We start from the raw sequence: 26,590 nt of genomic DNA on the forward strand, positions 1-26,590 counted from the left end.
ATGACGTCCGTACCTGAGGAGGGCGATCTCGTCCTCGGTGCTCTCGGCGCCATGGGCACCCCTCTCGACTGCACCGGCTACACCCGCCTCGACCTCGAAGGCCCCCAGACCCTGTGGCTGGTGGCCTCGGGCGCCCTGGACCTGTTCGCGGTCGACGCCGTCCAGCAGGGCCACTGGCACCACCTGGGCCGTCTCGAAGCGGGCTCGCTGCTGCTCGGCCCGGTCGCCGGGCCCCAGCACACCCTGGTCGCGCGTCCGCTCCGTGACTGTGTGGTCCGGCGCATCGGTCTGCGCGAGCTGTACCAGCAGGTGGGCACCGAGACCTGGTCGTACGACGAATGGGGCAACGCCCAACTCGTACCCCCGCAGACGAGCCCACTGGAGTACGCCCTCGCCCTGGGCGTCGGCCGCGGCCTGTCGATCCTCTTCCAGGCGCCGATGGCGACCGAGCAGGCCGCCGCGCTCACCGACGACGACGTGTTCTGGATGCAGGTGCCGCCCGGCAGCGTCCAGTACGGCTCCCTCTACGGCGCGGAGGCGGCGGCCGATCTGCTGATGGACCCGGGGGTCTGGCAGAGCATGGTCGACCAGCAGTACCGGCTGCTGGCCACGCTGGACCGCTGGATCGAGCAGCTGGAGCGCACCCACGAGGACCGTACGGCCGCGGGCATCAAGGCCGGTGAGGCCGTACGCGTCCAGGCCGACCGCACGCTGCTCGCGTCCATCGGCAAGTCCTCCGCGGCCCGGCGTACTACGGCCGCCGACGCGGACGCCACCTACGCGGCCTGCAAGGTCGTCGCCCAGGCCGCCGGGATCACCCTCTCGGAGCCCGCGCAGAGCGGCACCGAGAGCGACCGGCTCGACCCGGTGGAGCGCATCGCGCTCGCCTCCCGGGTCCGGGTCCGGGCCGTACGCCTCGCCGGAGGCTGGTGGCGGGAGAACGTGGGTCCGCTGGTCGGGCACCGGGCCCTGTCCGGCGCGCCGGTGGCGCTGCTGTGGCGGCGCGGCGGCTATGTGGCCGTGCAGCCTTCGTCCGGCCGGGAGACGCCGATCGAGAAGGCGAACGCGGCGGAGTTCGAGCCGCGTGCCGTGATGTTCTACCGCCCGCTGCCCGAACGGGTGCCGACTCCGTTGCGGCTGATGCGCTGGAGCCTCCACGGCACCGGCGGCGACATGACGGGCCTGCTGCTCAGCGGCCTGGTGACGGTGGTGCTCGGCTCGCTCGTCCCCATCGCGACGGGCAAGATCCTCGGCGAGTACGTGCCGAAGGCGCAGGAGAACCTGATCGTGCAGGTCTGCCTGGCGATCATGCTGGCGAGCGTGGTGTCGGCCGCGTTCCTGCTCCTTCAGAACCTGACGATCCTCCGTATGGAGGGCCGTATCGAGGCGACCCTCCAACCGGCGGTCTGGGACCGTCTGCTGCGGCTTCCCACGAAGTTCTTCGCCTCCCGCTCCACCGGTGAACTGGCGAGCGCGGCCATGGGCATCAGCGCGATCCGCCGCACCCTGGCCGGGGTCGGCCCGGTGGTCGCGCAGTCGGTGACCGTCGGTGCCGTGAACCTCGGTCTGCTGCTCTGGTACAGCGTGCCGATGGCGCTGGCGGCGATCGGCATGCTCGTGGTCGTGGCGGCGGTGTTCCTCGGGCTGGGCCTGTGGCAGGTGCGCTGGCAACGCCGGTTGGTGGTCCTGAGCAACAAGCTGAACAACCAGGCCTTCCAGACCCTGCGCGGCCTGCCGAAGCTGCGGGTGGCGGCCGCCGAGAACTACGCGTACGCGGCCTGGGCGGGCGAGTTCGCGCGCAGCCGGGAGCTGCAACAGAAGGTCGGCGGGATCAAGAACCTCAACACGGTGCTGGGCGCGGTGTATCTCCCGCTGTGCACCCTGGTGATGTTCATGCTGCTGGCGGGCCCGGCACGGGGTTCGATGTCGGCGGCGGAGTTCCTCACCTTCAACACGTCGGTGACGATGCTGCTGACGTCGGTCACCCAGCTGACCGGCGCGTTCGTGTCGGCGGTGGCCGTGCTGCCGTTGTTCGAGGAGATCAAGCCGGTGCTGGAGGCGACGCCCGAGGTACGTACGGCGAGTACGCGTCCCGGTGTGCTCTCCGGCGGCATCGAGGCCCGCCGGCTGTCCTTCCGGTACGCGGACGACGGCCCGTTGGTGCTGGACGACGTGTCCTTCGACATCAGGCCGGGCGAGTTCGTGGCGATCGTGGGCCCGAGCGGCTGCGGAAAATCGACTCTGCTGCGCCTGCTCATCGGCTTCGACAAGCCGGTCTCCGGGAGTGTCCTGTACGACGGCCAGGACCTGGGCGCCCTCGACCAGTCCGCCGTACGCCGTCAGTGCGGTGTCGTCCTCCAGCACGCCCAGCCGTTCACCGGCTCCATCCTGGACGTCATCTGCGGCACGGAGCCGTTCACGCCCGAGGAGGCGATGGCGGCGGCCGAGATGGCGGGGCTCGCCGAGGACATCAAGCGTATGCCGATGGGGCTGCACACCATCGTCCAGGGCAACGGCGCGATCTCCGGCGGCCAGCGCCAACGCCTGATGATCGCCCAGGCGTTGATCCGCCGCCCCCGCATCCTCTTCTTCGACGAGGCCACCAGCGCCCTCGACAACGAGACCCAGCGCACGGTCATCGACAGCACGAGGGCGTTGAACGCCACGCGCATCGTCATCGCCCACCGCCTGTCCACGGTCATGGACGCGGACCGGGTGGTGGTGATGGAGGACGGCAAGGTGGCGGAGGTGGGAGCACCGTCCCAACTCCTGGCGAACCCGACGGGCCGCCTGCACGAGCTGGTACGCCGACAGATGGCCTGAGGTGGGTGGCCGGGTGCGGGTGAGTGGTGGCTGGCGCGCAGTTCCCCGCGCCCCTTAAAGACACGTCACCTGCGGCCCGAAAAGCAAGGGGCGCAGCCCCTGCTCTTTCAGGGGCGCGGGGAACTGCGCGACCAGCCCCCACCGGACCCGCGGCTGGGGGTCGAAGGGGCGCAGCCCCTGAAGGATGGGACGGGTAGGGGCGGCGGGGGCGAAGAATGTCCCGCAAGCCCTGCTAGCGCCGAACGGTATGCCGCGGCAAAAGCCCCACCACCGCAACCGGAACCACCGCGAGCACCACCCACGGCACAGCCCCCGGCACCCCTGCATCCATCAAGGCCCCGACCCCCGCACTCCCCACCAACACGATCAACCCCGACACGGAAGACATCGCCCCGGTGTAGAGCCCGAGCCGCCCCTCAGCCGCGAGATCCGGCACCCAGGCCCGCGCGGCCGGAGCCACCAGCATCTGCCCCACCGTCAGCAACACCACGAACCCGGCCGCGGGCACCAACCCCACATTGCCCGTCCACCCGGCAGGCTGCGCAACGGCCACCACCAGGAACCCGGCGGCGATCAGCGACAGCCCCGCCGTCATGGACCGACGCAGGTCCAACCGCTCCGCCACCCACCGCGTCACCGGCAACTGCGCGGTCACGACGAGCAGCGAGGACAACCCGAACAGCCAGGCCAGCGCCGACTGCGACCCCGTGGCCCGCTCGACCTCGTCGGGGAGCAGCAGGTACAGCTGGTTGTACGCCAGCAGATACGCGCCGTACGCGCAGCACAGCGCCAGGAACCGCCGGTTGCGCAGCAGCCCGCCCAGCCCGCCCTTCACCTCGACCCGTTCCCGGCCCGGAATGTGCTGCGGCAGCAGCCAGAAGTGCCCGGCGAGGACGAGGACGAAGACCCCGGCGCCCGCGAGGCACACCACCCGGTAGTCCACGGCCAGCAACAGCGCGCCGATGAGCGGTCCGACGAACGCCCCCGCCTGCCCCGCCACCGTGAACAGCGCGAGCACACTCGTACGGGGGCCGCCTCCCGACTCCTCCCAGACCACCGCCTGCCGGGCCACCTCGGACTCGACCGCCGGGGAGAACAGCGCCGCGGCGAATCCGATCAGCAGGACCGATCCGATGACCGACCAGTCCGCGTCCGCGTAGCCGAGCCACGCGAACCCGGCGATCCGCAGCACACACCCCGCCAGCACCACCGGCCGTACGCCGTAACGGTCGGCCAGCGCGCCGCCCACCACGAACAGTCCCTGCTGACTGAAGGTCCGCAGCCCGAGCACGAAGCCGACCATCCAGCCGGCCATGCCTATCGCCGTCCCGAGGTGCTCGGCGAGGAACGGCAGCACGGCGAAGAAGCCGATGTTGAAGGCGAGTTGGGTGAGGATCAGCAGCCGCAGCAGGGGGTTGAGGTTCGCCCAGGTGCCCCGCCGGGAGACCTTGACGGTCCTGGCCCGGATCGGCGGGGTCGGCTGGTTCGGCGGGGTGGTCCTGCTCGGTTGCTGCTGTGGCTCGGTCATCCGGTCTCTCCGAGGGTGGTGGCGACGGCGGGCTTCGGCTGCCGTACGGCAGCCGCGAACGGACGCGGCCACCGCACTCCACCCGACGCCGTGACCGCGAGGGCGCCCAGGAGGGCGAGTGCGGCGGCGGGGGCGAGTACGGCCCAGGGGGCGCGTTCGGCGTACGGCTGGTTCTCGGCGAGGAGGAGGCCCCATTCCGGGTCGGGCGGCTGCGCGCCGAGGCCGAGGAAACCGAGGGAGGTGAGGGCGAGGGCCACACCGGGCAGCCGCAGGAGGGCGTGCCGGGCGACAGGGGGGAGGACGGCGGGGAGCAGCTCGCGGCGGAGCAGATACGGCTCGCCCGCGCCGAGCCCCTTCGTGGCCGTGATGTGTGTGGTGGCCCGCTCCTGTTCGAGCAGGGCCGTGGTGTGCGCGGCGAGCGGCACCCAGGCGACGGCGGCCACGGCCGCCGCGGGCGTCGCCGCTCCGCTGCCGGCGACTCCGGCGACGAGGAGGCCCGCGAGGACCGCCGGTACCGCGTTGACGGTGTCGACGAGGGGCGCGGAGAGGCGGGGCAGCAGCCCGAGCAGGACGCCGGTCAGCAGTGCGGCCGCGCTGATCGCGACGGCCGGGGCGAGGGTGGTGAACGCCCCGTGGCCGATACGGGCGAGGAGGTCGCGGCCGAGCGCGTCGGTACCCAACGGGTGTGCCCAGGACGGGGGTTGGAGTCGGGCGCCGGTGTCGAGGGCGAGCGGGTCGCGAGTCAGGCCGAGCACGACGACCGCGAGGAGCACCGTGCCGTGGACCAAGGGGGTGCGGCGTGGCGCGGGTGGCTTCGGACGGTGCGGGGAGTGGAGCGCGCCGTCACGGAGGGCCGGGCCGATGAGGAGGCGGGCGGTGAGGCGCGCGAGGGCTCCGGCGAGAGCGGCCAGCAGGACGAGGGCGAGGGTGCCGGCCTGGAGGACGGGGAGGTCCTGGGCGAGGGCGGCCTGGAGGGTGGTGCGGCCGAGGCCGGGTATGTCGAAGATCTGCTCGACGGTGACGGCGCCGCCGGTGAGGCCGACCACGAACAGGCCGAGGTTGGGCAGCAGTCCGGGTACGCAGCGGCGTACGGCCTGGCGGGCCGTGGCCCGCCCGGGTATGCCGCGTGCGGCGGCGGCCAGTGCCCAGGGTTCGGCGAAGGCGCCGGGCAGCAGGTCGTCGAGCATCCGGCCGAGCAGCGCGCCCGCGGGCAGGCCGAGGGCGAGGGCGGGCAGCACCATCCACTGTGGCCCGTACCAGCCGACCGCGGGCAGCCAGTCGAGGTGCACGCCGACGACGACGGCGAGCACGGACGCGGTGAGGAACTCGGGCAGCGCGGCGAGCATCGCGGCCGGGCTGCCGCCGCCGCGCCGGTCGTCGAGGCGGCGGCGTGCGCCCAGCCGCAGGGTGCGGGAGCAGACCGCCGCGGCCGTGACCGCCGCCACGACGAGTGCGGCGGCCATCAGCAGCAGCGAGACGCCGAGGGCCTGGACGACGGCCGGGGTGACCTCGGCGCCGGAGATCCACGAGCGGCCCGCGTCACCGTGCGCCAGCCCGCCGAACCACTCCCCCAGGAGCTTCGACGGGCCCGCGTCGAGGCGGAGTTCGTCCCGTACGGCCGCCAATACCTCAGGCGTGGGGTCGCGTTCGGCCGAGCGCGCCTTGAGGACCGTGAGCGCCGGGTCGGTGCGCGACAGCCACGGCAGCAGACCGATGCCGCACAGCAGGGCGACGGCGAGCAGGACGCGCCAGAGTAGCCGTATCAGCGCCGGGTCCCCGTTCCGATCAGCGTGCGCTCGTACGGGTCGAGGATCAGGCCCTGTACGGAGGTGCCGACGCCGGTGATGATCCGCTGGTGGACGAGCGGGACGGTGGCGTCGGTGCCGAGGATCGCCGCTTCGGCGTTCATGGCCGCCTGCTGCCGCTCGGCGGTGTCGGACTCCTTCTGGGCGGCGGCGACGGCCTGGTCGACCTTCTTGTCGCAGAGCAGCGCGAGGTTGTAGCTGCCGTCGCACGTGAAGTCGCCGGCGAGAACGGAGACGGGGTCGCCGGTGTCGAGCAGGGAGTTGCGGGCGCCGACGAACGCGTCGAACCTGCCGGCCAGGGCGTCGCTCTCCAGCCGCGAGTACTCGCGGACCTCCAGCTTCACCTTGAACCCGGCCTTCTGGAGCTGCTGTTGCAGCACCTGGGCGACCTCGGGCAGTTCGGGCCGGTTGTCGTAGGTGGCGATGGTCACCGGGGTGCCGTCGGGGTCGGCGGCCTTCGCGCGACCGGAGGGTTCGACCCTCCCCCAGCCTCCGGCCGGGGGGACCCCCATCGCGCTTCGCGCGCCGGCGGCCCAGGTGACGGCGGGACCGAAGATGCCGACACCGGCGTCGGCGTGGCCCTCGTACACGTCCTTGGCGAGTACGGCGCCGTCGACGGCCTCACGGGCGGCGGCCCGGAGCTTCGGGTCCTTGAAGGCGCCGGACTTGGTGTTGAGCAGGAGGCTGGTGGTGCGGGTGGTGGCCGTCTCGCGCCGGGTGCCCTCGTCGAGGGTGGACGCCTGCGACACGGGGACGGCCTCGGCGATGTCGGCCTGGTCGGTGCGCAGGGCGTTGGTGCGGGCGGAGCCGTCGGCTGTGAACCTGGCGTCGATGCCGGAGGCCTGGGCACGCCCGCCCCAGTACTCGTCGAAGCGGTCCAGGGTGGCGGCGGTGGTGCCGGTGACCTTGGTGACCTCGAACGGGCCGGTGGCCGTGCCGACCGGGTTCACGCGCTTGCCGCCGTAGGCCTTGGCGGACAGGATCGCGAGGCCGGGGCTGGTGAGCCGGAGCGGCAGGGCGGGGTCCGGGTCCTTCGTGGTGACGCGTACCCGGCGGTCGCCGCTCGCCTTCGCGGTGAGCGTGATGCCGGAGAGCGCGGCGGTGACGGGCTCGGCCTCGGTGGCCTGGGTGAGGGCGGCGACGACGGTGGCCGGGGTGACCTCGGTGCCGTCCTGGAACGTCGCTTCGCGCAAGGTGAAAAGCCAGTTCCGGTCGTTCTCGCGCGTCCAGGACTCGGCGAGCGCGGGGGCAGCGGCGCCGTTGGCGTCGAGCTTGGTGAGCCCCTCGGTGACGCCCAGCCGGCTGAGGAGGGTGGCGTCCGCGCCGTAGGGAGAGAAGTTCTCTGCGGGCGGGAAGGCGAGGGCCACGCGCAGCCGGGAGCCGTCGGCGGAGTCGTCCTCGGACGGGTCACCGCCCGGGGCGAAGCAGCCGGTCAGCACGGGGGCGAGGAGCAGGCCGGCGACGATGCGACGGCGGCGGGGAGGGCGCATGGTCCTTGGTTCTCTGTGAGGGGGCGTCTAACAGGCGAGGGTGCGAGCCATCGCCGGCACCGGGATCTCGAAGTGCACGACCCGCTCCCCGGTCTCCTCGCGCTCGTCGCACACGGCCACACCTTGCGAGCGCCAGAAGTCCTCGGCGCCGGGCACCGCGGGGTCGGTGTGCAGATAGACGGAGCGGTAACCGCCGTCGGCCGCCGCGAAGTCCAGCAGCGCGGCGACCAGCCGCCGGGCCAGTCCGCGCCGCCGGTGCTCGGCGCGCACGTACACGCGGCGCAGCTGGGCGGTCTCGCCGGACGGGTAACGCTCGGCCAGCCGACGGGGGTTGGGCGGATGGGCGGGGCCCCGCGAGTCCAGCGCGCCGGTGGCGACGACCGCGCCGTCCCGCCCGTCGACCGCCACGAGGAGCAGATGCCGGTCGGGGGCGACGTACGCGCCGTGCAGATCGATGATGTCCCGGTGCCAGCGCGGCACATAGCCCGTGCCGAAGTCCCGGTAGACGGTGTCGAGCATCACCGTGCGGGCAGCGTCGAGGTCGTCGGGTCCTGCCACCCTGATGTCATATTTCTGCACCTGCACATCATATGCAATAAGGCTGATCACTTTGATCAGGGGGTGCATCAGGGCTGCGTCAGCGGTGCGATCGGCCGGCCTCCGCCCGGGTGGTGAGCGGGAGCGCCCGGACGGCCGGTATACAACCGTGCGCCACCAGCCGCCCTGCGGGTCAGGCGTGTTGACGCGGCCACCGGGTAACCGTCGGTCATGCGGATGAGCGTGGTGGATGTGGGATCGAACACCGTACGACTCGTGGTGGCGGACGCCGAGGGCGGTGTGCCGCTTCCGGTGCACACCGCGAAGTGGCGTCTGCGGCTGTCCGAAGAGGTGCCGCCCGGCGGGAACGTGCCCGACGAGGCCGTACGACGGCTGTCCGACGCGGTCGCGGCGGCGGCACGCACGGCGGAGCGGTGGAGGGCGTCGGCCCCGCTGGCGTTCGCGACCGCCGTGGTGCGCTCAGCACCCAACTGCCCGGACGTGCTGCGTACCGTGCGTACGGAGACCGGGGTACAGCTGTACACCCTGCCCGGCGAGGTGGAGGCGGAGCTCACCTTCCTCGCGGCCCGGCGGTGGATGGGCTGGCGGTCGGGGCCGCTCGCGCTGCTCGACATCGGGGGCGGTTCGCTGGAGGTGGCCTTCGGGCGGGGCCGGCTGCCGGACTTCGTGGCCTCGCTGCCGCTGGGCGCGAACCGGCTGACCCATGAGTTCTTCCACGGGCAGGACCCTCCGTCGCCCGACAGCGTCAAGGCGCTGCGCCGCAAGGTCCGCCATCAGCTGCGCGACGCCTCCGCCCGCATCCGCTGGGAGGGACCGCGCACCGCCGTGGCCACCTCGCGCACCTTCCAGCAGCTCTCCCGGCTGTGCGGCTCCGCACCGGGCCGCCACGGGCCTTTCGAGGAGCGGGAGCTGCGACGCGTGGACCTGGCGCGCGCGGTCACCCGCCTCGCCGCGCTCCCCGCCGCCGAGCGGGCCGCCCTGCCGGGCATCTCCGCGCCCCGGGCGACGCAGAGCCTCGCGGGGGCGCTGGTCGGGCACACCACGATGAAGCTCACCTGTCTGAAGACGGTCACGATCTGCCCCTGGGCGATCCGCGAAGGAGTACTGCTGCGGCACATCGAGGACGGCCCGGCGTGGTGGTCGGAGGTGACGCGGGACTTCGAAGACACCGGGCGGGGCGGTTCGAGCGCGCCGGGCGCGGTACCGCTGCGTATCGCCGCGCCGACCGGCTGACCTCTCCTCACCTCTCCTCACTTCTCCTCACCTCTCCTCACCGAAAGGAGCACTCCCATGACCCGACACGACAAGCGGAACCCGGACGACAAGCCCGACACCGCCCTGGACGAGGTCCTGCACGAGGCGGAGCAGGCCGAGACCCGCGTCACCGACTCCGAGAAGCGGCGGCGTGACCGGGGCGAAGCGGGCGACGCGATCACCCCCAACGAGCAGGCGCAGGAGGAATCCCACCACGACTAGGGCCCTTCTGATGGATCTCCGCGGCGTCGCGACGCCCGGCACGCACTCTCGCCGCACGCCGAGCGCACGCACCGAACGCCGCTCCTTCTCCCACGGAGATCCATCAGAAGGGCCCTGGCGCTCCAGCCCCTGCGTCGTCCCCTCCGCCGCAACGGCCAAGTCTCAAGTAGCAGTTCAATGAAACGATTGAAGGACCTGCGGCAGGCGCACACCGTTCCGGCCGACACCGGCACGGAATCCGAGCGAAACAGAAGTGGAGACGCGCGAAGTGAAGTTCCTTCTCGAGGTCGACCTGGACGGCACGGACTGGGACGAGGGCACCACCGTTCAGGAGCTGGAGCGCATCCTGCGGTACTGGGGCGGCAACCTCCGGCACTGCGAGATCAAACCCGGGGACGGCCAGCCCCTGTACGACTCCGGCCACCAGGAGGTCGGGCGCTGGACCATCACGTCCGACACCTCTCCGAGTGACGGCTGAGAGTCACCGGCACGGTGATGCCGGGGTGAAAGTAGTCACCGGCAGGTGATGCCGGGGGTCGGCCGGCGGCCCCACTCCGCTCGGCCGACCCCCGGACGGGGATCGCGTGACACACCGCGACAGGGCTCGCGCTCCCCAGCCACGGGCCCTCGCTCATCACTCGCGGGGCCACGCGACCCCGGTCTCCGGGCCGCGAAGCGGCCCTCCGCACGCGAAGCGGTCGGCGCCTAGAAGGCGTAAAGGACGCTCGCGGCGGAATCCTTCAGACACTCGTTGGCGAAGGTGCGCTCGTACGCGACGCGCTTGCCCTGCCAGACGCCCTGGACGGTGACGACCACGGGGTCGTACTGCTTGCTGCACATCGCCCCGGCCCTGTCGGCCAGGGCGTCGAAGTCCCCGCCGCTGTCACGGAGTTCGGCACAGGCGTCGAGGGGCGCCGGGTGCGTGCCGGAGGCCTTCGGCGCACAGGTCAGGGTGACCGCGCGCTCGGGGGTGACGGCGGCCGCGCTCTCGCCGTGGCCCATGGTCAGGACCAGGGCCGAGGGGGCGTAGAGCCCCGACGCGGCGGGCTCGGGGGCGGCGAGCGCGGACCCCGTGAGGGGGCCGCAGACGGCGGTGGCCGTCAGGGTGAGAGTCGCGGCCCAACGCGCGGTGTTCGGCATGGTGTGCATCCTTCCGCTCTGCGGGAATGTCCGGACGGCTTCGCCACATCTGTCGCGTATGCGAAGCCTGTCCGATCGGTGCCGGATCGGCGAGCGCGAGTCTGCCGGGTCCGACACCGGAACACACATCGACCCCACAGGTTTCGGTAACTTTGAGTGTTCAATCAGTGGCGAGAAGTCACGGAATTCGACCATGCAAACCCCGAATCTGAGCGGTTCTTGATCGTCCGGCGTTTGCGGATGGCCAAATCCCCATGGCCGGGCAATCGGCCTGAAACATTCCGCTTCAGCTCGCGGCGGACTCCGGGAGGACCGCCGCACGACCCCTTGCGTTCATGACGCTGCGGAGTAATCGTTATTACATGATTACAACGGAGCAGAACGAGAAGCTACGCGGCTGGTTCGTCGGCCGACTGCCCGACGATCTCTTCGAGAGCCTCGCGGCGGTGACGGTCGACCGTGAGGAGATCACCGTCGTCGGCCGCATTCCCGAGCCCCGGCTGACCGAGGGCGCCTCGGCCGGCGAGCGTGCGGCGGCCGTCGAGGGCCGCATCCAGGAGTTCCGGGAACGGACCCGCGAGGACCGGATCGAGGTGGCCCGCGAGGCGGAGCACCGGTTCCGGAAGAAGGTCTCCTGGGGTGTGGAGTGCGGTGGCGAGCGTGCCCTGTTCACCCACATCGCCGCCCCTGTGATGACCCGGCTGCGCCAGCCCGAGCGCCAGGTCCTCGACACCCTCATCGCCGCCGGCGTCGCCCGCAGTCGCAGCGACGCCCTCGCCTGGTGCGTACGCCTGGTCCAGCGGCACACCGACGACTGGCTCACCGAGCTGCGCGAGTCGCTGGAGCACGTCCAGCGGGTACGGGCGCAGGGACCGGACACGACAGCCGGGAATGACCGGGCGCCCACATCACCGGCGGACGAGCCGACAGACGAGCCGACAGACGAATGAGGCAAACAGGGCGAACAGCTGGACTACCCCTCAGGTGAACATGTGGATGATTCGTCCACCTCACCGCCACAAGGTGGATGAAGCGCCCCCTGGCGCCTGCTTGACGTGCACCCTTAACGTCGCCTCACCCCATGAGGACGGCTCCCGCTCCTGTCGCACACCCGGCGGCACACCGGCCCTCCTGCCCACAGCGCCACCACACGCCTCACCGCCGGTCCCCCGCTGGAGCCCCCTTGCCCGAGAAGCCCCCGACCTCCGCCCACTCCCCCGCCGCCCCGCCCCCGTCCCTCACGGAGGTCGAGTCGCACGGCGTCGAGCGCATCCCCGACGCGGACCGCACCGCGACACCGCTCGACCTGTTCCGGCTGGCGTTCGGCGGTGCGAACACCTTCTCCACCTGTGTGCTGGGCGCCTTCCCGATCCTGTTCGGTCTCTCCTTCTGGCAGGGGCTCGCGGCCACCCTCCTCGGGGTCGTCGCCGGCGCGCTGATCCTGTGCCCGATGGCGGTGTTCGGCCCGGTCAACGGCACCAACAACGCCGTCTCCTCGTCCGCGCACCTGGGCGTCCACGGCCGTGTGGTCGGCTCCTTCCTCTCCCTGCTGACGGCCGTCGCGTTCTTCTCCCTCTCGGTGTGGAGCTCCGGCGACGCCCTGGTCGGCGGCGCGCACCGGCTCTTCGGCCTGGAGCGCTCGACACCGTCGTACGTCGTCGCGTACGCCCTCTTCGCGGTGCTCGTCCTCGCGGTGTGCGTGTACGGGTTCCGGTTCATGCTCTTCGTCAACAAGGTCGCGGTGACCTCGGCGAGCCTGCTGTTCCTGCTCGGCGCGATCGCCTTCGCCGGTGACTTCGACCCGTCGTACGCGGGTGTCTTCACGGACTCGGCGGACGCGGCGACCCGGTCGCTGTTCTGGCCGTCCTTCATCGGCGCGGCGCTGATCGTGCTGTCCAACCCGGTGTCGTTCGGCGCGTTCCTCGGCGACTGGTCGCGCTACATCCCGGCGAGCACCCCGCGCCGCAAGGTCATCGGGGCCGCGTTCCTCTCCCAGATCGCGACACTGCTGCCGTTCCTCTTCGGCCTGTCCACGGCGAGCATCATCGCGGCGAAGGCCCCTCAGTACGTCGATCCGGCGGCCCCCGACTTCGTGGGCGGACTGCTGGCGATCTCACCGAGTTGGTTCTTCCTGCCGATGTGTCTGCTCGCCCTGATCGGCGGCCTGTCGACGGGTACGACCTCGCTGTACGGCACGGGCCTGGACTTCTCGTCCGTCTTCCCCCGGCTGTCGCGTGTCCAGGCGACGGTGCTGGTCGGCCTGCTGTCCATCGCGTTCATCTTCGTCGGCCGCTTCGGCCTCGATCTCGTCCGGTCCATCTCCACCTTCGCCACGATGATCATCACCTGCACCACCCCGTGGATGGTCGTGATGATCCTGGGTTTCTGGACCCGGCGCGGCTGGTACGACCCCGAGGCCCTCCAGGTCTTCAACCGCCGTCAGCGAGGCGGTCGTTACTGGTTCGCCCATGGCTGGAACTGGCGCGGCATGACCGCGTGGTGGGTCTCGGCGGTGCTCGGTGTGCTGTTCACCAACATCCCGGGCCAGTTCGTCGGCCCGCTCGGTGATCTCGCGGGCGGCGTCGACATCAGCCTCCCGCTGTCGCTGGTCGTGTCGGCGGTCCTGTTCCTCACCCTGCTCCGCCTGTTCCCCGAACCCCGCGCGGTGTACGGCCCCGAAGGCGCCCGCCTGGCCCGCACGGCCGACGTGCCGGTACCGCCGATCACGGGCCCCGCGGCACCGACGGACACGACGTCACCGGCACTCGCCACCGAGAGGAGCTGAGAGCGGAGTTGAACCGCCGCGTTCCGGCCATGTGTGTATGACGGTGGACGCCGTCCGCCCGGCTCGCCAGGATCATCGGCGACACAGGGTGTTCTCGACGGCGAGGGGCGGGTCGGACGGATGGCGAAGCACTGGGCGGACTTCCAGTACGAGATCTACCTGGGCGGGATGGCGGGGGCCGTGCCACGGCTGCCCACCGATCTGACCCGGCTGGAGGAACTGGCCGAGCATCGGCTCGGCGCCGGGCCGGTCGGTTATGTGGCGGGCGGCGCGGGCGACGGCAGCACCGCCCGTGCCAACCGGGCGGCCCTGGAGCGGCACCGGATCGTGCCGCGGCTGCTGCGGGACGTGAGTGAACGGGACCTGTCCGTCGAGGTGTTGGGCCGTGCGCTGCCCGCGCCGCTGGCGCTCGCTCCGGTGGGCGTGCTGTCGATCGTGCACCCGGAGGCGGAGTCCGCGGCCGCGCGGGCCGCCGCCGCGCAGGGCGTGCCGTACATCCTGTCCTCGGCGTCCAGCACGCCCATGGAGCGGGTCGCGGAGGTGCTGGGCGACGCGGAGCGCTGGTTCCAGCTGTACTGGGCGAAGGACCGCGAGGTCACCCGGAGCTTCCTGGAGCGGGCCAAGGCCTCGGGGTACTCCGTGCTCGTCGTCACCCTCGACACCCCGTTGCTCAGCTGGCGGCCCCGCGACCTGGATCGGGCGTATCTGCCGTTCCTGCACGGCGTCGGCACCGCCAACTACTTCTCCGACCCGGCGTTCCAGGCCGGCCTCGCCAAGCCGGTCCACGAGGATCCGAACGCGGCCGTGCTGCACTTCGCGGGCATGTTCGGGGACCCCGGCAAGACGTGGCCCGATCTGGCGTTCCTGCGCGAGCACTGGGACGGGCCGATCGTCCTCAAGGGTGTCCTCCACCCCGACGACGCCCGGCTCGCCGCGGACGCCGGTATGGACGGTGTGGTCGTGTCCAACCACGGCGGCCGGCAGGTGGCCGGCGGCATCGGGGCCGCCGACGCCCTGCCGCGGGTCGCCCGGGCGGTGGGCGACCGCCTGACCGTCCTCTTCGACAGTGGTGTCCGCACCGGCGCCGACATCTTCAAGGCCCTGGCCCTGGGCGCCCGCGCGGTCCTCGTCGGCCGCCCGTACGCCTACGGCCTCGCCCTGGACGGTCAGGCGGGCGTGGACCACGTCATCCGCTGCCTACTCGCCGACCTCGACCTCACCCTCGCCCTCACCGGCCACCGCGTCCCCACGACGGTCGGCCCGGACAGCCTGGCGTAGTGGGGTAGGGGTGTCTGAGGTGCGTGGATGCGTGCGGGCGGTTGGGGGCTGGTCACGCAGTTCCCCGCGCCCCTTGACGGCATGGGTCACGCCCGGGGCTTTTAAGGGGCGCGGGGAACTGCGCGAGCAACCACACACCACCCGCACCCGCCGACGAATCCCCACCCCCGAGCTCTCCCGCGTACGGGGTCGAAGGGGCGGCAGCCCCTGGGGATGGGACGGGTAGGGGCGGCGGGGGCGAAGAACGCTTCCAGGTGACCGCCTACAGGCCCAGCCCCGGAAGAAGGTCCGGCACTTGAAGCGACGTCAGGGGCAGCAGGGACCCGGAATCGGTCTCGGACTCGGGCTCCGTCGTCGCGCCGTCGCCGATCGACAGGATCGAGCCGCCCTGCCCGGCCTCCGGGGAGGCACTCGGCTCCGGGGAGTCGGACTTCTTCTCTCCCGGCGTCGGAGAGGCATCGTCCGGTTCCTCGGAGACCGTCTCCGTCTCGGGCGTGGGCGCCTCGGAACCGGAGACGGAGAGCGACTCGGGGCTGGCGGTCACCCCGTCGGTGAGCCAGCGCTGCGTGTCGGAGTTGTCGCGGACCTTGACCACGATGTCGGCCTTGGGATCCGTGGTGGTGGGCGCGACGGCGAGCCCCTCCCCCCACCGGGGCAGCAACTCGCCCCGCGCGGTGAAGTCGTAGCGCACATCGTCGCCCCGCTCGGAGTCCTCGTCGGCGCACATGCCGAGGACGACGACACCGGCGTCGACCTGGGAGTCCAGGCACAGCTCGGGGTCGGCGACACTGCGCAGCAGCCCGTCCTCCTCGTACGACCACTTCTGGGTCCAGCCGGAGTCGCACACCGCGAGCTCGGTCGAGGCGCCCTTCTCGGCCTCGCCGCCCTGGATGTCGAGGCACAGGTCGGCGGCCTGGTTGCGCAGCCGGGTCGTCTGGGGTGCCGTGGGCCGCCCGGCGCTGGTGGGCGGAGTCGGCGAGGCGGTGTCTCCGGTGCTCTGGTCGCCGGTGTCCGGCGCCGTGGCGACGCCCCCGCCGGCGCTGGTGGAGGCGGCGGGATCGGCACCGCTGCCGCTGTCCGACAGCAACGCGGCGCCCAGGACGGCCGCGAGCAGCGCTCCGGAGGACACGCCGACGGTGAGCAGGGCTCTGGGATTGCGCGCTCCGGACGTGATCCGGCGGCGCTGCGCGGGGATCTGGGAGAGCAGGCGGTGCCGGCCGCCGCTCCCCGGGCGTCTTGAGTTCCCCTTCTGCGGCATCCGGCCGGGCCGGGAGTCGAGATAGCGCCGGGCGCCCCAGCCGAGTACGGCTTCGGCGATGACCCCGCCGAGCCCGCCCTCGAAATGACTGAGTTGTTCCGCGGCGTAACGGCAGTAGCGGCACTCCAGCAGATGCTGCTGCACATCCGGCAGCAGGGCGCCGCCGCGGCGAATCGGCACGTCCAGCAGCCGGTTGTAGAAGCGGCAATCCTTGGACGGCGCGAGTTCCCGATGGGCGCGGACGCAACCCTCACGGAATTTGTCGCGTGCCTGTTCCAGGGTGGCCGCCGCGCTGTCGACGTCCAGCCCCAGCAGACCAGTGGGTATGGTTATCATTTCGCCCTCGACTTCGGTGTGCCACAGCAGGCACTGGGCGACCGCGGGGAGGGCCTGGAAAGAGCGCTCGATGAGCTTGCGATTTTCGGGCGTCATGGACTTCGCCGCCCGCATACCGCGCCCGCCGGCGGGTTTGCGCAGGTCCGGCAGCACACCGGACACGCCCCCTTCCTCGGACCATTCCTTGACGGTGTCACGCGCGGCCACCAGCAGTCGGGGCCGCAGGGCGACGCCCGACTCGCCCCTCATCAGCCCGTCGAGCACCCGATGGAAGGCGGTCGCGGTCACCATCGAGGCGACAGCGGACCCGGAGGCGAGGCAGATGACCGCGTAGTCGTACGTCGACTGCCAGTGCCGCGCCATCAACAGCGCGACGGGATCACCGGTGCCGCCTTCCGGCCAGCCTCTGAGCCGGGCGGCGAGAGTCTCGTCGGACTCTCCGGGAACCGGCCCGGGAGCGGGCGCGTAAGTGGGGCGGGGAGGGTGGGGGGTGTGCACAGAGCGGGTTCCTTCCAAGGCGCAAGATGGCACACGGAGTTGTGACCGCCTAAAAGGGCCCTGGATTGGTGCGTACCTTTTTGGCGGGCGCCGGGAAAGCGGCCGGGGACCGAGCCGCACGATGACCGTCGTCCTTGAGCCTTTTGGGCCCATCGGCGACCAGAAAAAGCCAAGTGGCCTTTTTTGGCCGGGCCATTGCCCATGCGCAGGAAGTTCACCCTTGCACAAGTTACTCATGGCTAACAAGGCACTTGGGCAACATCCGCATCACTAAAAGCAGGTCAGATGACCGGTACGAATGCTTCCGCTTCGCAGAACGAAGCCTTCCGGATCTCTGACATTCAAGGTCTCAAGCACCCCGTGTGAACCGTACGCACACCCCGGTGACCCGCGCACGCTGTCGGCACACAGGTGGTTCGTTGTTCACTGAAATCGGCCAACTCCAAGGCCCCGCGCGGAACGGCGGCTCTCCCGCGCGAAACGGGCCGCCGACCTTGTTCCTCCCGCCCTCGGTCGGCGGCCCCGGGGGGCCGGTTCCCTCAACTCGCCCAGACAGGGAGGCGGTTGAGGGCCGGACCGCTCAGGTCAGGCCGACCGCCCGGGACGTTCAGATCTGCCAGGACCGCAGCCGGTCCGCCGCCCCGTAGACGTCCGTCTTCCCGGAGAGCAGATCGCGCGCGAGGTCCACGAGCGCCCCGTACGGCGGGTCGATGCCGACGCCGCTGACGAACATGTACGCCACGGCCGTCGCGCAGGCGAAGCGGGCGTTGGCGGCCGGCAGGGGCTTGAGCAGCGCGAGGGTGTGCAGCAGCGCGGCGGCCCGCCAGGCCGGGTCGGAGTCCACGCCGAGGCGCGGCGGGTCGACGCGGTGCCGGGCCACGGCGGCGACGAGGGCGGAGAAGTCGTTGATGGTGGGCTGCTCGGGCATGACCTCTTCGTGGCGCTGGAGCAGCCAGGGCACGTCGATATGGATGACGGAAGCCATCGGTCAGACGGCCCGTCCTTCCACCTTGGCGGCGGGTTCGTCGTCCGGGAAGGCGGCGGCGAACTCGTCGGCGTGCGCGGTGAAGAACTCGCGGAAGGCCTCCGCGCCCTCCTTCAGCGCCCGGTGTCGCACGATGTCGGCCGCGGCCGCCTCGCGCACGAGCGCCTTCATCGACGTACCGCGCTCCTTGGCTATCTGCCGCAGGTCCTCAAGCTCGCGGTCGCTGAACTCCACATTCAGAGCTGGCATGCACCAACGGTACCGCGCGGGTACTTACCCGTAAATAGTCGCAGGTCAAGTGGTATGGAGTGCGGTACCGAAGCACGGCGGCCGACGTCCCGGAGGACGTCGGCCGCACAGGGGCACGGGAAGAACTCAGGTCTGGTCCGCCACGAACGACGCCATGCGCGCCAGCGCCGCGTTCCAGTTGATCGTGTGTTCGTTGGTGGACCAGGACTGGATGTCGTCGATGTAGCAGAACTGGCCGACGCAGCCCTGGAGTTTGCCCTGTGCGTAGGGGTCCTGGATGCTCGAGTTCGGGCCGCCCGCGAGCGTGCCGGCCGGCGGGTTGGGCAGGTCCGGGTCGAGCTGGCGGGCGTACCAGCGGCTGTGCTGGTTGCGGGCGTCGACCTCGCCGTAGCCGGTGACGTAGGAGATGTTCAGGGCGTTGCGGCCGAAGAGGTAGTCCATGCTCTGCAGCGCGCCCTCGCGGTACTTCGCCGCCCCGCTGATGTCGTAGGCCGTGGCGATGACGACCGCGTTGTTGAGGATCTGGTGGTTGGAGCCCCAGTCGTAGAGGTTGTTGTCGGGGGCGTACGGCATGCCGTACGGGTGGGCCTTCAGCGTGGCCAGATAGCGGTCGGCGCCCTTGATCACGGACTGGCGGACCTTGTCACGGCCGGGCAGCTTGTTCGGGACGGTCGCGAGGTCGAGCCGGCCCGCGGCGGCCGTGCGGGCCCAGTCGAAGCCGATGGGGCCGAAGATGTCGGCGGTGTGCACCGGTGAGGTGAGGACGTACTCCTGGAACGCCTTCTCATCGGTGGTGAGGTAGAGCTGGGCGGCCGCCCAGTAGAAGTCGTCGGTGACGTTGTTGTCGGCGTAGGCGCCGCCGCCGATGCCGTCGCTCTCGGAGGCGTGGACGGCCGGGTGTTCCCGGGCGGCCGCCCAGGCCGTGCGGGCCGCGTCGAGCGCCTTCGCCGCGAAGGCGGGGTCGTACGGGCGGTAGAGCCGGGCCGCCTGTGCGGCGGTGGCGGCCAGGTTCAGGGTGGCCGCGGTGCTCGGCGGGTGCAGTTCGCGCTTCTGCGGGTCGTCGGCGGGCATCAGGGGCAGGCCGGTCCACTGCTCGTCGTGGATCTTGTGGTGGGCCATGCCGGCGAGCGGCTGCCCCTTCGGCACCTGCATCTTCAGCATGAAGTCCAGCTGCCAGCGGACCTCGTCCAGCAGGTCCGGCACCTTGTTGCCGCTCTCCGGGATGTCGAGCGAGCCGTCCCCGAGCTTGTCGACCTGCCCGGTGCGGGCGTGCAGGGCGCGCTCGTAGGTGCTCAGCACCTCCCAGGTGGAGATGCCGCCGTTGACGACGTACTTGCCGTGGTCACCGGCGTCGTACCAGCCGCCGGTCACGTCGAGGGTGTAGTCGCAGACGCCGGGCTGGCAGGGCACGTTCCCGTCGCCCTGGTTGGGTGCCACGTCGACATGGCCGGCGGCGCGGCCGTAGCCGGGGCGCAGGTCGTCGCTGATCGGGATGCCGCTGCGCTGGGTGTAGTAGTACTTCAGCGACTCGAGCCGCAGGCGTTCGTAGGCGGCCGGGTCGATGTCGAACGGGCGGCTGGTCTCGCCGTCGACGACCAGGGTGAAGCCGGTGCCGCGCTTGCGGTACGAGCCGAAGTCGAGGGAGTGGACGTTCTGCCCGGAGGAGGCGTCGAGGCCGCGCGGGGTGGTCCGGCCGTGGGCGACCACGGCGCCCGTGGCGTTCTTCAGCTGCCAGGGGAGCTTCGCCGTGGCGTCGGTGACCAGGGTGGCGTTCTTCGGCCCGGCGGGCAGATAGGCGACCTGGTTGACGCGCACCCGGGGCCCGGTGTCGGGCTCGTACACCTCCGGCGGCACTCCGCCGAGCAGCGACACGTCGTCCATGCAGAAGGTGAACGGGTCGCCGTTGCCGCCGAGTTGGAAGCCGACCTGGCCCTGCGCGGTGTCGACGGGCGAGGTGAAGGTGTACGAGTACGAGTCGCCCGAGACGTTCAGCTGCGGGCTCACCTCGAAGTAGGTGTCGTACGGCGCCGCCGACAGGCCGACGATCGCCCGCAGGATGTTCCCCTGGGGCGTGCCGGACGCGGAGAAGCTGAACCGGTACGACTCGCCCTTGACGAGGGTGATGTCGTTCTGGCCGACGGCGGCGTCCCAGCGGTTGGTGGTGCCGCCGGGGATGTCGGCGCAGAGGCGGCCGTCGGTGAGGGCCGCGCTGACGTTGGCGGTCGTCCACCAGGGGGCGGTGGTGGTGTCGAAGGTGCCGTTCTTGACCTGTTCGACCTCCTCGGCCTGGGCCGACCCGGCGGGCAGCGCGGTGAGCGCCGCCGCGAGGAGGGCCGTAAGGGCGAGCAGGGTCGTTTTGCGTCGTTTCACGTCTGGGCTCCTCGGGGGAGGTGGGGACGCACAGCGGTGACGGGTCGTGGCACAGGGCGCGTGTGACGGATGACGTGGGAGCGCTCCCAGATGTCGACGTTGGCCATGCTGTTAGAGAGATGACAGCCCGTCAACGGTCCGGACGGGACTGGTTTCGCGTCCGGACCGAAGTGGCGTCTCCACACGCGGTCAGACTGCGAGAACGTCCAGCCTGCTGATCCGCACCGCGCCGCGCGCCTCGCCCGGATGGCGGCTCGTCAGTGTGAACCGGATCCGGGCGCCGCGCAGCGGGGTGAAGGTGATCACCGTGGGGGCGTCGGAGGCCGTGGCCCAGTCGACCTTCACATCCTCGGCGGGAAGGTAGCGCTTGCCGTCCCACACCTCGACCTCGACGGTCTCGGGCAGCGTGTGACCCGCGTCGACGGTGAACGAGACCTCGGCACGGTCGACCGTCCTGGCCCTCTCCCAGTCGACCGACACCCAGTCCTCCGGCCGCGCGCCGCTGAACGCCGGCAACAGGGCCGTGGCCGCCTTGAGGAAGGCGTTGGACCAGCCGGTGGCGGGGTCGCCGTCGAGCATGGCGGCGGGCAGGGTGTCCGGGCGGCCGGAGTAACTGGCATCGGCATGGGGGTAGTTGACGGCGGCCGGGTAGTCCGGCCCGAACTCGGCGGCCAGGGTCGTCGACCTACCGCGCGCAGGGGTGGCGCGCACGGTCGCCTTTCCGGTGCGCAGGCCCTCCACCTGCGCCGTCACCGTGACCGAACCGGGCTCGACGCCAGCCCGTACGATCGCGAGCGCCTTGCCGCCGAACGCGGTCCTGGTGCTGGCCTGGTAGCGCTCGGCGCTCTCCTCGCGGCCGTTGTCGAGGCCGGCGAGGGAGCCTCCTTGTACGTCGAAGGAGATCAGACGCTCGGCGTCGGGGACCACCACTCCCCTGGCGTCGACGATCTCGGCGGTGACGAAGGCCAGCGAACGCCCGTCCGCCGCGAGGGACTTGCGGTCGGCGGTCAGACGCACGGCGTGCGGCTCGCCGGCCGTGCGCAGGACGTCGGTGGCGACGACCTTGCCGTTCCGGCGCGCCACGGCCTTCAACTCGCCGGGCGCGTACGGGACTTTCCAGCTGAGGTGGAGCTTGCCCGCGCTGCCGTTGGGGCTGGTGTAGCTGCCGGGGTAGGGGCCGTCGGTGAAGGTCTTGTCGTCGCCGGTCGCCTCGGTGGTCTCCAGGTAGGGGCGCCCGTCGACGGTCTTCTTCTCGTCGAACTTCCTTGCCCCGAGCGACTTTCCGTTGAGGAACAGCTCGACGGTGTCGACATTGGCGTACGCCCACACCTCGACGGTGTCGCCCTCCGCGTGGTTCCAGCTCATCGGCAGCAGATGGACCATGGGCTCATTGATCCACTGGCTCTGGAACAGGTAGTACATGTCCTTCGGGAAGCCGGCCGTGTCGACCGCGCCGAAGAAGGAGGCCTTCACCGGGAAGACGTCGTACGGCGTGGGCTCGCCGATGTAGTCGATGCCCGACCAGAGGAACTGCCCGGCGAACCACTTCCGGTCCCGGTCCTTCTTGTGGCCGTACTCGCCGCTCATGGTCCAGGAGGCGAGGTTGTTGTCGTAGGAGGAGACTCCCCGCTTGCCGGGGGTGTGGTTCTCGCCGGTGTTGAGGTGCTCCGGCTCCTGGTAGACGCCGCGGGTCGACGTCTCCGAGGAGGACTCCGACTCGAAGAGGAAGAGGTTCGGGTAGCGGGCGTGCAGGGCGTCCACCGACTTGGCGGTGTTGTAGTTGAGGCCGAGGCCGTCGAGCTTGGCGAGGATCAGGTCGCCCGGGGTGCCGGGTGCGGGGACGCTGCGGTGGCGGTGGGAGCCGATGACGATCGGGCGGGTGTCGTCGGAGGCCTTGACGGCGGTGATCAGCCGGTCCGCCATGGCGAGGCCGACGGTGGAGGTGAACTCGGAGACCTCGTTGCCGATCGACCACATGAGGACGGCGGGCGAGTTGCGGGCCGCCAGCACCATCTCGGTGACGTCGCGGTCGGCCCACTCGTCGAAGAAACGGCCGTAGTCGTAGCGGGTCTTGGGACTCCTCCAGCAGTCGAAGGCCTCCACCATCATCACGATGCCGAGTTCCTCGCAGATCTCGATCATCTCCGGCGAGGGCGGGTTGTGCGAGGTACGGAAGGCGTTGACGCCCATCGACTTCATGATCGTCATCTGCCGGCGGATCGCGTCGGCGCTGACGGCGGCGCCGAGTGCGCCCAGATCGTGGTGGAGGTCGACGCCCTTGATCTTGTGATGAGTGCCGTTGAGGTGGAAGCCCTCGTCCGGGTCGAAGCGGAACGTGCGGATGCCGAAGGTCGTGCGGTGGGTGTCGGTGGTTCTGCCGGCGACGCGCAGCTCGGTCTTCAGGGTGTAGCGGTGCGGGGCCGTGAAGTCCCACAACTTCGGCTCCCGGACGGTGAGTTCGTGGGACTCGGTGGCCGTGTCGGTGACGTTCACCTTGGAGGACGTACGGGCCACGGTGCGCCCTCGGGGATCGACGACCCGGGAGACGACCTCGACGTCGGCGGCTTCACCGGAGGCGTTCACCACGGAGGTCCGGACGCGGACGAGGGCGCGCTCCTCGGTGATGTCCGGCGTGGTGACGTAGGTGCCCCAACGCGCCACGTGCACCGGCTCGGTGACGACCAGGCGGGCCTCGCGGTAGATGCCGCTGCCGGAGTACCAGCGGCTGCTGGGGAGGCGGTTCTGGACCTTGACCGCGATGACGTTCTCGGTGGTGCCGTCGGTGTGCAGCAGGTCGGTGAGGTCGAAGGCGAAGCCGGTGTAGCCGTAGGGGTGACGGCCGGCCTCGGTGCCGTTGCAGTAGACGTACGAGTCCATGTAGACGCCGTCGAACTCGACGGAGATCCGCTTCCCGGCGAGGGCGGACGGCAGGGTGAAGGTGTTGCGGTACCAACCGAGGCCGCCGGGGAAGAAGCCGGTGCCGCTGGTGGTGCCGTGCTCGGTGGTCGGGGCGAACTCGATGGACCAGTCGTGCGGGACGGCGACCCGGCGCCAGGCCGAGTCGTCATGGCCGGGGGTCGCGGCATCGGCGTACTCGCCGGTCGGGTCGGTGATGCCGCCCGGGTTGACGAGGACGAAGCGCCAGCCGTCGCGGAGCGGGACGGCCCGGCCGGCGGACGAGGGTCTCGCCTGGGGCGCGGCGGCCGCGGTGCCCGCCAACGCTCCCACCATCGGGGCGGAGGTGCCCGCGATGAGTAAGGACCTGCGTGTGACAGTCATGCTGTTCCCTTCGTCGAACGTGCGGGTGGACGTTCCGGGTGCCGCGAAGCACTAGGCCCCACAAGCAATCACAACTGATCGTGACCAAACAGAATTTGACGAAGCGCCCCAGAGGCGTCAAGAGTCCCTCGCACCACTCGGCGAACACTCGCGCGACAAATCCCGCAGGCGTGCGGTTTCCAGTCCGCTTTCCCGGCGGAGCACATAGGCTTGAATTCACCCGTAAGCCCGTTCGGACCGGCGGAATGGAACTCGCGACGATGAGGAGCCGCAAGGTAACGCACGGTGATGCACCTGCGTATGCCCTGGACGGTGCCGCCACGGCGCGGGCGGTCATGGACGGCGACGGCACGGTCGTCGAGTGGAACGAAGGGGCGAGACGCCTGCTGGGCTGGCCCGCCACGGAGGTCGTGGGACGCCCCGCCAAGGAGTTGGTCGCTCCGGGGGGCTCCTTCCTGCCGCCCCCGTCGGGCAGCCTCAACTGGAGCGGCACGCTCACGCTGCGTCACCGCGACGGCCGGACCGTGACCGCATGGCTGCTCGCCCATCGCCGTCGTGCGAAGGACGGCGACGGCAGCGGCGGCTGGCTGGTTCTCTGCCCGCTGGACGATCCCGGCCCGTTGGTACGGGACGATCCGCTGGCGGCGGCGGTCATGGTCCAGTCGCCGTGCGCCATGGCGGTCTTCGACGACCGGCTCAGGCTGCGCGGCATCAACGACCTGATGGCGGACGCCGTGGGGATGCCCGAGGAGAACCTCCGGGGCCTGCACATGTCCGAGATCGTGGGCGGCCGGCAGGGCGAGCGGCTGGAGCAGCAGCTGCGCGAGGTGCTCGCCCAGGGCCGCCGCAAGGATGTACAGACCTTCCTGCGGGCCGCCGACGAGGACCGCGCCCACGCCTGGTCGGCGGCGATCTCCCCGCTCACCGACGACTCCGGGGTGCCGATCGGGGTCTGTGTCACCGGGCACGACATCACCGAGCAGTATCTGGCCCGGCAGCGGCTGCAGCTGGTGAACGAGGCGAGCATCCGTATCGGGACCACGCTCGACGTCCAGCGCACCGCACAGGAGCTGGCCGATGTGTGCGTCCCGGCCCTCGCCGACTTCGTCAGCGTCGACCTCATGCAGTCGATCGACCACGGCGACGAGCCGCACGAGGGTCCGCTCTCCCCACCGTTCACCCTGCGCCGCGCCGCCCACCAGTCGGTCACCCCGGGCTGCCCCGAGGCGGTGGTCGAGGTGGGCCGGACGGACGTGTACCCGGCCACCGCCCCGCAGGCCGCGTCCCTGGCGGTCGGGCACACGATCGTGGCGAGGGACCCGGCCAACACCCTGGTGGACTGGCTCGCCTGGGACCCCGTACGCAGCTCGCGGGTCAAGGAGCTGGGCATCCACACCACGATGTCGGTGCCGATCCGGGCCCGGGGCACGACCCTCGGCGTGGCCGTCCTGACCCGCTTCAAGCGGCTCGACCCGTTCACCTCGGACGACGAGCTGCTGGCCGAGGAGGTGACGGCCCGGGCCGCCGTCTGCATCGACAACGCCCGCCGCTACTCCCGTGAACGCGAGACCGCCCTCGCCCTCCAGCGCAGTCTCCTCCCCCAGACCCTCCCCCGCATGCCCGCCCTGGAGGCCGCCTCCCGGTACCTCCCGGCGGCGCAGGCCGGGGTCGGCGGCGACTGGTTCGACGTCATCCCGCTCTCCGGGATGCGGGTCGCCATGGTCGTCGGCGACGTCGTCGGCCACGGCGTCCAGGCCTCCGCCACCATGGGCCGCCTGCGGACCGCCGTACGCACCCTCGCCGATGTCGACCTCGCCCCGGACGAACTGCTCACCCACCTCGACGACCTTGTCATACGGCTGTCCGCGGAGGCCGGCAGCGAGGGCGTGACCGGTGAGGTGGGCGCCACCTGCCTCTACGCCGTCTACGACCCGGTGACCCGCCGCTGCACCTTCGCCCGGGCCGGGCATCCGCCGCCGGTCGTGCTGGACCCGGACGGGCGGCCGATGGAGGTGGAAGTGCCGTCGGGGCAGCCCCTGGGCCTCGGCGGACTGCCGTTCGAGTCCGCCGAACTCGAACTGGCCGAGGGCACGGTCATCGCCCTCTACACGGACGGGCTGATCGAGACCCGCGACCGGGACATCGACGCGGGCCAGGAGCTGCTGGCCGGCGCCCTGTCCGGCCGCAAGGGCTCACTGGACGACATCTGCCAGGAGGTCATCGACTCCCTGCTGCCCGCGAACGGCGCCCCCGACGACGTGGCGCTGCTGCTGGCCCGCACGCGCGGGCTCAGGGCGGAGCGGGTCGCGACCTGGTCGATACCGGCCGACCCGGCGCTCGTCGCCCGGACCCGCCAGTACGTGCTGACGCAGATGGCGCTGTGGGGCATCAGCGAGTCGGCGTTCACGGCGGAGCTGGTGGTGAGCGAGCTGGTCACCAACGCCATCCGGCACGGCGCCCCGCCGATCCAGCTGCGCCTGATCCACGACGACACCACCCTCATCTGCGAGGTGTCGGACGGCAGCGGCACCGCCCCGCATCTGCGCCGGGCCAAGACCTTCGACGAGGGCGGGCGCGGCCTGCTGCTGGTGGCCCAGCTGACCCAGCGGTGGGGCAGCCGGCACACCGGGGACGGCAAGACGATCTGGGCGGAGCTGACGCTGTCGGAGGAGTGAGACGGGCCTCACCGTAGTCGCGCATGCGTTCGGTGTGCGCCGCGGGGCAGTTGTAGG

18 protein-coding genes are annotated in these 26,590 nt (G+C 71.3%); 8 read left to right on the forward strand and 10 right to left on the reverse strand.

Annotated elements, in window-relative coordinates; translation table 11 throughout:
* Complete coding sequence (locus tag JIX56_RS02630) at positions 1-2,823, forward strand: NHLP bacteriocin export ABC transporter permease/ATPase subunit (RefSeq protein ID WP_257537126.1); 2,823 nt, start codon at positions 1-3, stop codon at positions 2,821-2,823.
* Between the two features lie 232 nt (positions 2,824-3,055).
* Here the strand turns inward: JIX56_RS02630 and JIX56_RS02635 are convergent, their stop codons facing one another.
* From JIX56_RS02635 to JIX56_RS02650, 4 genes are all read right to left on the reverse strand, one after another.
* Complete coding sequence (locus tag JIX56_RS02635) at positions 3,056-4,351, reverse strand: MDR family MFS transporter (RefSeq protein ID WP_257537127.1); 1,296 nt, start codon at positions 4,349-4,351, stop codon at positions 3,056-3,058.
* Entirely contained in the window at positions 4,348-5,814 is a 1,467-nt protein-coding gene (locus JIX56_RS02640; RefSeq protein WP_257550703.1) for an ABC transporter permease subunit, read from the reverse strand. The genes JIX56_RS02635 and JIX56_RS02640 overlap by 4 nt, the downstream gene beginning before the upstream one ends.
* Positions 5,815-6,113: 299 nt before the next feature.
* Positions 6,114-7,646, reverse strand: coding sequence for an ABC transporter substrate-binding protein (locus tag JIX56_RS02645; protein ID WP_257537128.1), 1,533 nt, complete (start codon positions 7,644-7,646; stop codon positions 6,114-6,116).
* 27 nt (positions 7,647-7,673) lie between these two features.
* A complete protein-coding gene (locus tag JIX56_RS02650) occupies positions 7,674-8,225 on the reverse strand; it encodes a GNAT family N-acetyltransferase (protein ID WP_257537129.1) in 552 nt (183 codons plus the stop codon).
* A 189-nt stretch (positions 8,226-8,414) separates the two neighbouring features.
* Here JIX56_RS02650 and JIX56_RS02655 point away from each other — a divergent pair, with 189 nt between their 5' ends.
* The 3 genes from JIX56_RS02655 to JIX56_RS02665 all read left to right on the forward strand — a co-directional run bounded on the left by JIX56_RS02655 (position 8,415) and on the right by JIX56_RS02665 (position 10,158).
* Positions 8,415-9,437 (forward strand): Ppx/GppA phosphatase family protein, encoded by a 1,023-nt coding sequence (locus tag JIX56_RS02655; RefSeq protein WP_257537130.1) that lies wholly within the window; start codon positions 8,415-8,417, stop codon positions 9,435-9,437.
* Positions 9,438-9,494: 57 nt separating this feature from the next.
* A complete protein-coding gene (locus JIX56_RS02660) occupies positions 9,495-9,680 on the forward strand; it encodes a hypothetical protein (RefSeq protein ID WP_257537131.1) in 186 nt (61 codons plus the stop codon).
* Between the two features lie 268 nt (positions 9,681-9,948).
* On the forward strand, positions 9,949-10,158 hold the full coding sequence (locus JIX56_RS02665; RefSeq protein WP_257537132.1) for a hypothetical protein: 210 nt from the start codon (positions 9,949-9,951) through the stop codon (positions 10,156-10,158).
* Positions 10,159-10,385: 227 nt separating this feature from the next.
* Here the strand turns inward: JIX56_RS02665 and JIX56_RS02670 are convergent, their stop codons facing one another.
* A complete protein-coding gene (locus tag JIX56_RS02670) occupies positions 10,386-10,820 on the reverse strand; it encodes a protease inhibitor (protein WP_257537133.1) in 435 nt (144 codons plus the stop codon).
* Between the two features lie 362 nt (positions 10,821-11,182).
* On the opposite strand from JIX56_RS02670, the gene JIX56_RS02675 reads away from it, so the two are divergent.
* From JIX56_RS02675 to JIX56_RS02685, 3 genes are all read left to right on the forward strand, one after another.
* Positions 11,183-11,770: a hypothetical protein gene (locus tag JIX56_RS02675; RefSeq protein WP_257537134.1), complete on the forward strand. Its 588-nt coding sequence runs from the start codon at positions 11,183-11,185 to the stop codon at positions 11,768-11,770.
* A 233-nt stretch (positions 11,771-12,003) separates the two neighbouring features.
* The gene (locus tag JIX56_RS02680; RefSeq protein WP_257537135.1) at positions 12,004-13,605 is read left to right on the forward strand and encodes a purine-cytosine permease family protein; all 1,602 of its coding nucleotides are present in this window, start codon (positions 12,004-12,006) and stop codon (positions 13,603-13,605) included.
* Positions 13,606-13,725: 120 nt separating this feature from the next.
* Positions 13,726-14,883 carry an alpha-hydroxy-acid oxidizing protein gene (locus JIX56_RS02685; protein WP_257537136.1) on the forward strand — a complete coding sequence of 386 codons (1,158 nt, stop codon included), beginning with the start codon at positions 13,726-13,728 and terminating at the stop codon, positions 14,881-14,883.
* 262 nt (positions 14,884-15,145) lie between these two features.
* Here JIX56_RS02685 and JIX56_RS02690 read toward each other — a convergent pair whose 3' ends face one another.
* The 5 genes from JIX56_RS02690 to JIX56_RS02710 form a co-directional block, all read right to left on the reverse strand.
* Complete coding sequence (locus tag JIX56_RS02690) at positions 15,146-16,975, reverse strand: RICIN domain-containing protein (protein ID WP_257537137.1); 1,830 nt, start codon at positions 16,973-16,975, stop codon at positions 15,146-15,148.
* Positions 16,976-17,582: 607 nt separating this feature from the next.
* Positions 17,583-17,960 (reverse strand): toxin Doc, encoded by a 378-nt coding sequence (locus tag JIX56_RS02695; RefSeq protein ID WP_257537138.1) that lies wholly within the window; start codon positions 17,958-17,960, stop codon positions 17,583-17,585.
* 3 nt (positions 17,961-17,963) lie between these two features.
* Complete coding sequence (locus tag JIX56_RS02700) at positions 17,964-18,209, reverse strand: hypothetical protein (protein ID WP_257537139.1); 246 nt, start codon at positions 18,207-18,209, stop codon at positions 17,964-17,966.
* A gap of 126 nt (positions 18,210-18,335) precedes the next feature.
* On the reverse strand, positions 18,336-20,579 hold the full coding sequence (locus JIX56_RS02705; RefSeq protein ID WP_257537140.1) for a glycoside hydrolase family 9 protein: 2,244 nt from the start codon (positions 20,577-20,579) through the stop codon (positions 18,336-18,338).
* 189 nt (positions 20,580-20,768) lie between these two features.
* Positions 20,769-23,858 carry a glycoside hydrolase family 2 TIM barrel-domain containing protein gene (locus JIX56_RS02710; RefSeq protein WP_257537141.1) on the reverse strand — a complete coding sequence of 1,030 codons (3,090 nt, stop codon included), beginning with the start codon at positions 23,856-23,858 and terminating at the stop codon, positions 20,769-20,771.
* Positions 23,859-24,118: 260 nt separating this feature from the next.
* Between JIX56_RS02710 and JIX56_RS02715 the strand changes: the two genes are divergently transcribed.
* Positions 24,119-26,533 carry a SpoIIE family protein phosphatase gene (locus JIX56_RS02715; RefSeq protein WP_257537142.1) on the forward strand — a complete coding sequence of 805 codons (2,415 nt, stop codon included), beginning with the start codon at positions 24,119-24,121 and terminating at the stop codon, positions 26,531-26,533.
* Positions 26,534-26,590 lie beyond the last annotated feature (57 nt).

This window comes from Streptomyces sp. CA-210063 (assembly GCF_024612015.1).
GTDB lineage: Bacteria > Actinomycetota > Actinomycetes > Streptomycetales > Streptomycetaceae > Streptomyces.